The organism is Nonomuraea sp. NPDC003201, assembly GCF_053590415.1.
The window spans coordinates 1-7,920 of sequence record NZ_JBSFTC010000411.1 but is presented as its reverse complement, the minus strand read 5'-3'; the positions used below and the strand labels follow the sequence as shown (position 1 = coordinate 7,920).

Sequence of the window (7,920 nt, the reverse complement as noted above, 5' to 3'; positions counted from 1 at the left end):
CGGAGCTGCGCATGCGGTCCCTCACTTCGTGACTTCTCAAAAACGGGGGGCTACCGGCCCTGCTGTTCTTCGTCGGCTTCGGCGTCATCCCGCTCATCGGGGTCTTCGTGCTCAGCTTCACCGCCTGGGACGGGCTCGGCGAGATCCGTCCGGCGGGCTTCGACAGCTGGCGCGCCGTGCTCTCCGATCCCGGCCTGCCGCACGCGCTGTGGGTGACGTTCCTGGTCATCGCGATGTCGTGGGTGGTGCAGACGCCGGCGAGCATCCTGCTCGGCACGTTCCTGGCCGGCTTCCAGCGCTACCGCGCGGTGTTCTCGGTGATCTACTTCATCCCGCTGCTGCTCAGCTCGGCCGCCATCGCGATCACCTACAAGGCGCTGCTCGACCCGAACTTCGGGCTCGGGGCCGGGCTGGGGATCCCGCTGCTCGCGCAGGACTGGCTCGGTGAGCCCGTCCTCGCCTTCAGCGTCGTGATCTTCGTGGTGTCGTGGCAGTTCATCCCGTTCCACTCGCTGATCTACCAGGGTGGCGTGCGCCAGATCCCGCGCTCGATGTACGAGGCCGCCGAGATCGACGGCGCCGGCCGGGTCCGCATGTTCTTCAGCATCACCCTGCCCCAGCTCAAGTACACGATCATCACGTCCTCGACGCTGATGGTCGTGGGGTCGCTGGTCTTCTTCGACCTCATCTTCGTGCTCACCGCCGGCGGCCCTGGGGACGCCACCCGGGTGCTCGCCCTGGAGATGTACAAGAGGGGCTTCCAGGCCAACCTGATGGGCCCTGCCAGCGCGATCGCCGTCATCCTGGTCCTGGTGGGCCTGGCGCTGGCGCTGCTGCTGCGCCGCCTCGGCGGCCGGGACGCGAGCCACAGCCAGCTGGAAGGTGCCTGACATGACGACGACCCTCGCGAAGAACACCTCGCAGGCGGCGGCGCGGCACACCGCTCCCGGCCCCAAGAGGGTGACCCGCCGCCCCAACTGGCTGGGCGGGCTGGTCGCCTGGTTCTGGCTGGCGGTCGTGGTCGTGCCGATCTACTGGATCGTCATCACCAGCTTCAAGTCGCAGAGCAACTATTACGTCGAGAACCCCCTCGTGCCGCCGGCCGAGCCCACGCTGGCCAATTATCAGCTGGTCATCGAGTCGGACTTCATCCGATATTTCATGAACAGCGTCGTCGTCACGGTGGGCGCGGTCGCGCCCGCCGTGGCGGTGTCGTTCATGGCGGCGTACGCGATCGTCCGCAGCGGCAGGGGGCGGTTCCTGCGCTGGACCAACTCGGCGTTCCTCATGGGCCTGGCCATCCCCCACCAGGCCACGATCATCCCGATCTACCTGATCATCATCAAGCTCGGTCTCTACGACACGCCCATGGCGCTCATCCTGCCGTCGATCGCGTTCGCGATCCCGCTGTCGGTGCTGATCCTGTCGAACTTCATCAGGGACGTGCCCAAGGAGCTGTTCGAGTCGATGCGCCTCGACGGCGCCAGTGAGCTCGGCACGCTCTGGCACCTGGCGCTCCCCCTGACCAGGCCCGCCGTGGTGACGGTGACCATCTACAACGCCCTGACCATCTGGAACGGGTTCCTGCTGCCGCTGATCCTCACCCAGAGCCCCGAGCAGCGCACGCTGCCGCTGGCGCTGTGGACCTTCCAGGGCCAGTACAGCATCAACGTGCCCGCGGTGCTCGCCTCCGTCGTCCTGACCTCGGTCCCCATCCTCATCCTGTACGTGGTCGGCCGCCGCCAGCTGCTGGCCGGCCTGACCGCCGGATTCGGCAAGTAACGAGGAGCCGCCCGCCCCGGATTGCAAAATCGGACTGCGGTCCGGTAACGTCTTACCCACGTAACCGGACCGCAGTCCGACTTATTCTGGAGGCCATGACATGACCGCTCTGATCACCCGGGACGACCTCGCGGCCGCCATCGAGGCGGGCACGGTGACCGTGGTCGATGCGCTCGGCGGCGCGTACTACGCCCAGCAGCACCTCCCCGGCGCCGTCCCCCTGGCCCCGGCCGACGTGGACGTCCAGGCATCCGCGCTGCTGCCCGACAAGAACGCCGCGATCATCACGTACTGCTCCAACCCGGCGTGCCCGAACAGCGGCCAGGTCGCCGGCCGGCTCACCGCGCTGGGCTACACCGACGTGCGCAAGTACCGCGAGGGGATCGAGGACTGGACGGCCGCGGGGCTGCCCGTCCAGTCGTCCTGACCCCTCCTTCCGCTTACCGGCCGAAGCTGCCCGCCAGCACCTCCACCCGGTCCCGCTTCGCGTACAGCTCCCAGAAGCCGTCCGCGAGGACGTCCGGGTGGACCACCTCCGGCTCGAACTCGAGCGGCGCCGAGGACGAGGTGATCCCCCGGTGCGGCACGCTGCCCTCGATCAGCGCCCCCACGTTGACCGCTCCCACGTACACACCCTTGCCCGCGAGCTCGGTGTTGAGGGTGTGGAAGTAGTTGCGCAGCGCCGCCTGCGCCATGCCCGCGTTGCCGAGGCCCGGCGTCGGGTAGATCCCCGACTGCCCCGCGGTGAACAGGATCGCGCCGTCGCCCCGCTCGACCATGTCGGGCAGCACCTGCCGCACCAGCGCGACCGCCGAGAGCACGAACCGGTCCAGGATCACCCGCGCGTTCTCGACGTCGACGTCGAGCGTCGCCGCGATCCCCTCCCCCATGTTCCCGCCGCCGGGGCTGAACTCGGCGACGTCGATCCGCCCGTATGTCTCCTTGATGGCCGCGACCGCGGCGGCGAGCCGGCCGGGCTCGTAGACGTCGGCGGTGAATCCGGCCGCCTCGATGCCGTCGCGGGCGAGCTCGGCGACGAGGTGGTCGAGGTTCGGCCTGGTCCGGGCGACGAGCGCGATCCGGAAGCCCTCGCGCCCGAAGCGGCGGGCGAGGGACAGGCCCATGACGGGGCCGGCGCCGAAGATGGCGAGAGTTCTGGGCATGACTGCTCCTTAATGCATTCAGCTAAGTTGACTGCACTCCCAAGTTCTGTGCCGGAAGCATACGCACAAGTTGGGAGTGTTCTCAACTTCGCCTACGATGGGCCGCATGCCGACCCCCGCCAGACCGCTCCGCAGAGACGCGCAGCGCAACCGCGACCTGCTGGTGACGGCCGCGAGAGAGCTGTTCGCCGCCCGCGGGCTGGACGTCCCCCTCGACGAGATCGCCCGTACGGCCGGGGTGAGCAGCGGCACCCTCTACAACCACTTCCCGAGCCGCGACGACCTCGTCAACGCCGTCTTCGCCGACCGCACCGCCACCGTGGTGCAGATCTCGGAGCACGCCCTGTCGCTGCCGGACGCGTGGAGCGGGCTGGTGCACTTCCTGGAGCGGGTGTGCGAGCTGCAAGCCGCCGACCGCGGCTACAACGACCTCGTCTCGCGCCGGGGCCCGCAGCCCACCCCGGCCGGCGACCCGGCACTCGGCTACGCGATGATGTCGCGGATCATCGACCGCGCGCACGAGGCCGGGGTGCTGCGACCCGACTGCACGCTGGAGGACATGGTGTTCGTGACGTGGGGCATCGCCCGCACGGTCGAGGCCACCACCGCCGTCCGGCCCGAGGTGTGGCGGCGGCATCTGGCGTTGATCCTCGACGGGTTCCGCGCCCCGGCGGCGCATCCGCTGCCGGAGCCGCCCCTGCGGCCCGACGAGCTGATGCGCATCATGCGAGAGTTCTGCTGACCGTCGCCCGAACGCCAGGTGACGCCCGCCTGCGGCCCGAAATTGCCGCCGGGAACGACGACGGCAGATCGCATGACCCAAAGGTACGCGCGGCCGGGAATGCCCGGCGGCACCCATGCGTTGTGGCGAGCAACCGATTGAAGTTTCAACCAAACAGGAGGGGTCATGCCCGCCATCACCGCTGACACCCTGGCCCTGCCCCGCGTCGCCGCGCCCGACCCGGCCGCCGTCACGCGGCGGCCCGTGAAGTCGGTGACGACCGCGCCCAGCGGGTTCGAGGGCGAGGGCTTCCCGGTACGGCGCGCGTTCGCCGGCGTGCCGCAGTCCGCGCTGGACCCGTTCATCCACATGGACCAGATGGGCGAGGTCGAGTACGCGCCCGGCGAGCCCAAGGGCACCCCCTGGCACCCGCACCGCGGCTTCGAGACCGTCACCTACATCATCGACGGCATCTTCGAGCACCAGGACTCCAACGGCGGCGGCGGCACGATCACCGACGGCGACACCCAGTGGATGACCGCGGGCTCGGGCCTGCTGCACATCGAGAAGCCGCCGGAGCACCTGGTGGTCTCGGGCGGGCTGTTCCACGGCGTCCAGCTGTGGGTCAACCTGCCCAAGGCGCACAAGTTCCACCTGCCGCGCTACCAGGACATCCGCGGTCGCCAGGCGGCGCTGCTCGCCTCGGCCGACGGCGGCGCGCTGCTGCGGGTGACCGCCGGCGAGCTGGACGGCCACGCCGGTCCGGGCGTCACGTTCACCCCGATCACGATGGTGCACGCCACGGTGAGCCCCGGCGCCCGGCTGGAGGTGCCGTGGAACCCCGCCTACAACGCCCTGGCCTACGTGCTGGCCGGACACGGCTACGCCGGGGACGAGCGCACGCCGGTGCGCAAGGGACAGCTGGTCGTCTTCGGCCAGGGCGGGTCGATCACCGTCGCCGCCGACCCGGCCCAGCCGCAGGCCGAGCCGAACCTGGAGGTGCTGCTGCTCGGCGGGCAGCCGATCCGCGAGCCGGTCGTCCAGTACGGCCCCTTCGTGATGAACAACCGCGCCGAGATCCTTCAGGCGATGGAGGACTACCAGGCCGGCCGCCTGGGCGTCATCCCCGCCGAGCGCCTTCCGCACACCGGACAGGAGTGAACATGCCGATCGAGAAGCTGGCCGAGGAGTACAAGCGCGGGCGCCGGTTCTTCGACTCGCAGGACTACATCGGGGCCGCCCGCATCCTGGCCCAGGTGGTGGCCACGGCGCCGGACAACCTCGCGGCCCGGCTGCTGCTGGCCCGCGCCTACTACCACTCGGCCCAGCTGGGCCGGGCCGAGGCCGAGCTCCGGCTGGTGCTGGAGCGCGACCCGGCGGAGGGGTACGCCTGCCTGCTCCTCGGCCGTACGCTGCAGCGCCAGAACAGGCCGAAGGACGCCGAGCCGTACCTGCGCATGCATGCCGCGATGACCGGCGAGTGACCTGCGCGACGCTGAGCGCCGCCGTCCCCGGACGGTGGCGCTCCGGCCTGCAGTGATATCCATTCGAATATCGACAATAAAGGCATATCAGTCTTGGACAGCGCGAACGGCTCTGTGCTGTCATGACGCCCATGTCCCCTTCGAGCCCCTTGTGGAGCCTTGCCCGCCTGACCGGAGCGGCCGTGGCCGCCGGCACGGTGGTCGCCGCGATCGCGCTGCCCACCGTGGGCGGCACAGGCTCCCTGTTCGTCTCGGCCACCGAGATGCTTGATCTCAAGCCCGCCCAGCTCGAAGAGCCGCCCCTGGCCCAGACCTCCGTCGTGTACGACGCCGAGGGCGGCCGCATCGCCCAGTTCTACGCCGAGAACCGCAAGGAAGTGCGGCTGGACCAGATCGCGGACGTGATGAAGACGGCGATCGTCGCCATCGAGGACTACCGCTTCTACGAGCACGGCGCGCTCGACCTGGAGGGCACCGCCCGGGCCCTGGCCAAGAACCTCAGCTCGGGCGGCATCGCCCAGGGCGGCTCGTCGATCACCCAGCAGTACGTCAAGCAGGTCCTGCTGAACTCGGCCGACACCGAGGAGGGCAAGAACAAGGCGCTGGAGGCCAGCTACGCGCGCAAGCTCAAGGAGCTGCGGTACGCGATGGGCGTCGAGGAGAAGTACTCCAAGGACGAGATTCTCCGCCGATATCTGAACATCGCCTATTTCGGCGCGGGCGCCAACGGCGTGGAGGCGGCGGCGCGGCGCTTCTTCGGTGTCTCGGCCGCCGACCTCGACCTGACCCAGGCGGCGACCCTGGCCGGCGCCGTCCAGAACCCCAACAGGACCGACCCCGGGCTCGGCAAGCAGCCCCGCAAGCTGCTGCTGGAACGCCGGAACGTGGTGCTGGACCGGATGGCGCAACTCGGCCGGATCACACCGGATCAGGCGGCGCGCGCCAAGGCGGCGAAACTCGGCTACAAGGGCGTCGAGGCGCCCAACGGCTGCCAGGCCAGCCGCTATCCCTACTTCTGCGAATACGTACGTCATGAGCTGCTCACCAGCCCCGCCTTCGGCAGGACCGAGCGGGCCAGGAAGCAGCGCTTCGCCCGCGGCGGCCTGAAGATCTACACGACCCTGGACCCAAAGGCGCAGCGGGCGGCGGAGACGGCGATCAGGAAGCACGTGTTCGCCTCGGACCACCCCGTCGCCGCCGAGGCGCTGGTCAAGCCGGGCACCGGCGAGATCAAGGCGATGGCGGCCAGCCGCCCCTACGGCCGTTCGGCCAAGCGGAACGAGATCTCCTACAACCCGGTGGCGGACAAGCGGCACGGCGGGTTGATCGGCTTCCAGGCGGGCTCGACGTTCAAGACGTTCACGCTGATCACGGCGCTGGCGCAGGGCATGAAGATCGACGACGGGATCAGCGTGACCAACGCCTACACCGCCCCCGGCTACGCCTCGTTCAAGAACTGCAAGGGCCAGAACATGGGCATCCCGTCCTGGACGGTCACCAACGACGAGGGTTCACCCGGTTTCAAGACGCTCGCGACCGGTACGTGGGGGTCGGTGAACACGTTCTTCATGGCGCTGGAGCAGCGGGTCGGCCTGTGCGAGACGGTGCAGACGGCCAAGTCGCTGGGCATCAGGCGGGCGGACGGGGGGCCGCTGCAGGAGTACGAGACGTTCACGCTCGGGATCAACGAGATGGACCCGGTGACCGTGGCCACCGCGTACGCGGCCGTCGCGGCCCGCGGCACGTACTGCGCACCCATGGTCATCACCAAGGTGACGGAGGCGAGCACGGGCAGGGCGACCTCGTACGAGCCGTCGTGCCGCAAGGCGCTCGACCCGGAGGTGGCCGACGCGACCGCGCACGTCCTGTCCGGCGTGTTCACCAAGGGCACGATGCGCGGGGTCGGCGGCATCGGCCGCCCGGCGGCAGGCAAGACGGGCACCACGGACGGGTACGCCACGGCCTGGTTCGCCGGATTCACCCCCGACCTGGCGGGAGCGGTCAGCGTCGGCGACCCGCGCGGCTCCCAGCGCTACAAGCTGACCGGCGTCACGATCGGCGGCCGCACCTTCGGCGCGGTGGCGGGCGCCTCGGTGCCCGGGCCGATCTGGAAGGACACCATGATGGCGGCGCTGAAGGACGTGCCGGCCGCGGACTTCACCCCGGTGAACACGGCCCGCTTCGGCGGCTGCGGCCAGAGCTGCGCACCGCCCCGCGAAGACCGCCCGGACCCGGCCCAGGACCAGCTCGCGGACATCGAGGGCTGACCCCGTTCCGGCCGCCGTCTCCTGCGAAAGGGCCGGCGTCCGAGATGCCGGCACACACCACCGTGCTCAGGAGGTTCGCCGGCCGGGGTTGCGCGGTGAGGCGGTGATCGGCCAGTATCGTCGGCATGACTTGTGGAAAGGGCGGTCTCCGCCCGGCCCGTTGAGGCCCATGGAGCCGGCCGAGGAGCCGGCCCCCGACATCTCCGCCGATGCCTTGCTGGCGCGTTTCGCGCCTCTGCCGTACCCGCGGCGCATGCGGGCGCTGGCGCTCCACGCCCGCCGGCTGGCCGGCACCTCCCAGTTGCGCGTCCTCCTGGACGAGCTGTCCGCGCGGGATCGGTACGCCCGGCGTACGGCGCTGCACGTGGCCATGGCGGCGCGCGACCTCGAGCACGTCCGGGAGGTTCTCGCCGGGCCGGACATGGGGCTGCGGCGCGCGGCGCTGCGTGCGGTGCGGACCCTGCCCGTGCCGGATCCGGCGGTGGCCGCGGCGTTCGAGGACG

9 protein-coding genes are annotated in these 7,920 nt (G+C 70.3%); 8 read left to right on the top strand and 1 reads right to left on the bottom strand.

Features of this window, described 5'->3' with window-relative positions:
• The first annotated feature begins 107 nt into the window (after window positions 1-107).
• The 3 genes from ACWDX9_RS56025 (at window position 108) to ACWDX9_RS56015 (ending at window position 2,209) form a co-directional block, all read left to right on the top strand.
• On the top strand, window positions 108-890 hold the full coding sequence (locus tag ACWDX9_RS56025; protein ID WP_449970988.1) for a carbohydrate ABC transporter permease: 783 nt from the start codon (window positions 108-110) through the stop codon (window positions 888-890).
• 1 nt (window position 891) lies between these two features.
• The gene (locus tag ACWDX9_RS56020) at window positions 892-1,782 is read left to right on the top strand and encodes a carbohydrate ABC transporter permease (RefSeq protein WP_449970985.1); all 891 of its coding nucleotides are present in this window, start codon (window positions 892-894) and stop codon (window positions 1,780-1,782) included.
• Window positions 1,783-1,882: 100 nt separating this feature from the next.
• Entirely contained in the window at window positions 1,883-2,209 is a 327-nt protein-coding gene (locus ACWDX9_RS56015) for a rhodanese-like domain-containing protein (RefSeq protein WP_449970981.1), read from the top strand.
• Window positions 2,210-2,222: 13 nt separating this feature from the next.
• Here ACWDX9_RS56015 and ACWDX9_RS56010 read toward each other — a convergent pair whose 3' ends face one another.
• Window positions 2,223-2,945 (bottom strand): SDR family NAD(P)-dependent oxidoreductase, encoded by a 723-nt coding sequence (locus tag ACWDX9_RS56010; RefSeq protein ID WP_449970978.1) that lies wholly within the window; start codon window positions 2,943-2,945, stop codon window positions 2,223-2,225.
• Window positions 2,946-3,051: 106 nt separating this feature from the next.
• Between ACWDX9_RS56010 and ACWDX9_RS56005 the strand changes: the two genes are divergently transcribed.
• The 5 genes from ACWDX9_RS56005 to ACWDX9_RS55985 all read left to right on the top strand — a co-directional run.
• Entirely contained in the window at window positions 3,052-3,687 is a 636-nt protein-coding gene (locus ACWDX9_RS56005) for a TetR/AcrR family transcriptional regulator (protein ID WP_449970976.1), read from the top strand.
• Between the two features lie 165 nt (window positions 3,688-3,852).
• Complete coding sequence (locus ACWDX9_RS56000) at window positions 3,853-4,827, top strand: pirin family protein (RefSeq protein ID WP_449970974.1); 975 nt, start codon at window positions 3,853-3,855, stop codon at window positions 4,825-4,827.
• 2 nt (window positions 4,828-4,829) lie between these two features.
• Window positions 4,830-5,150, top strand: coding sequence for a tetratricopeptide repeat protein (locus ACWDX9_RS55995; RefSeq protein ID WP_449970972.1), 321 nt, complete (start codon window positions 4,830-4,832; stop codon window positions 5,148-5,150).
• A gap of 131 nt (window positions 5,151-5,281) precedes the next feature.
• Window positions 5,282-7,417: a transglycosylase domain-containing protein gene (locus ACWDX9_RS55990; RefSeq protein ID WP_449970969.1), complete on the top strand. Its 2,136-nt coding sequence runs from the start codon at window positions 5,282-5,284 to the stop codon at window positions 7,415-7,417.
• A gap of 169 nt (window positions 7,418-7,586) precedes the next feature.
• A partial coding sequence (locus tag ACWDX9_RS55985) for a hypothetical protein (protein ID WP_449970966.1) occupies window positions 7,587-7,920 on the top strand: 334 nt, incomplete at its 3' end.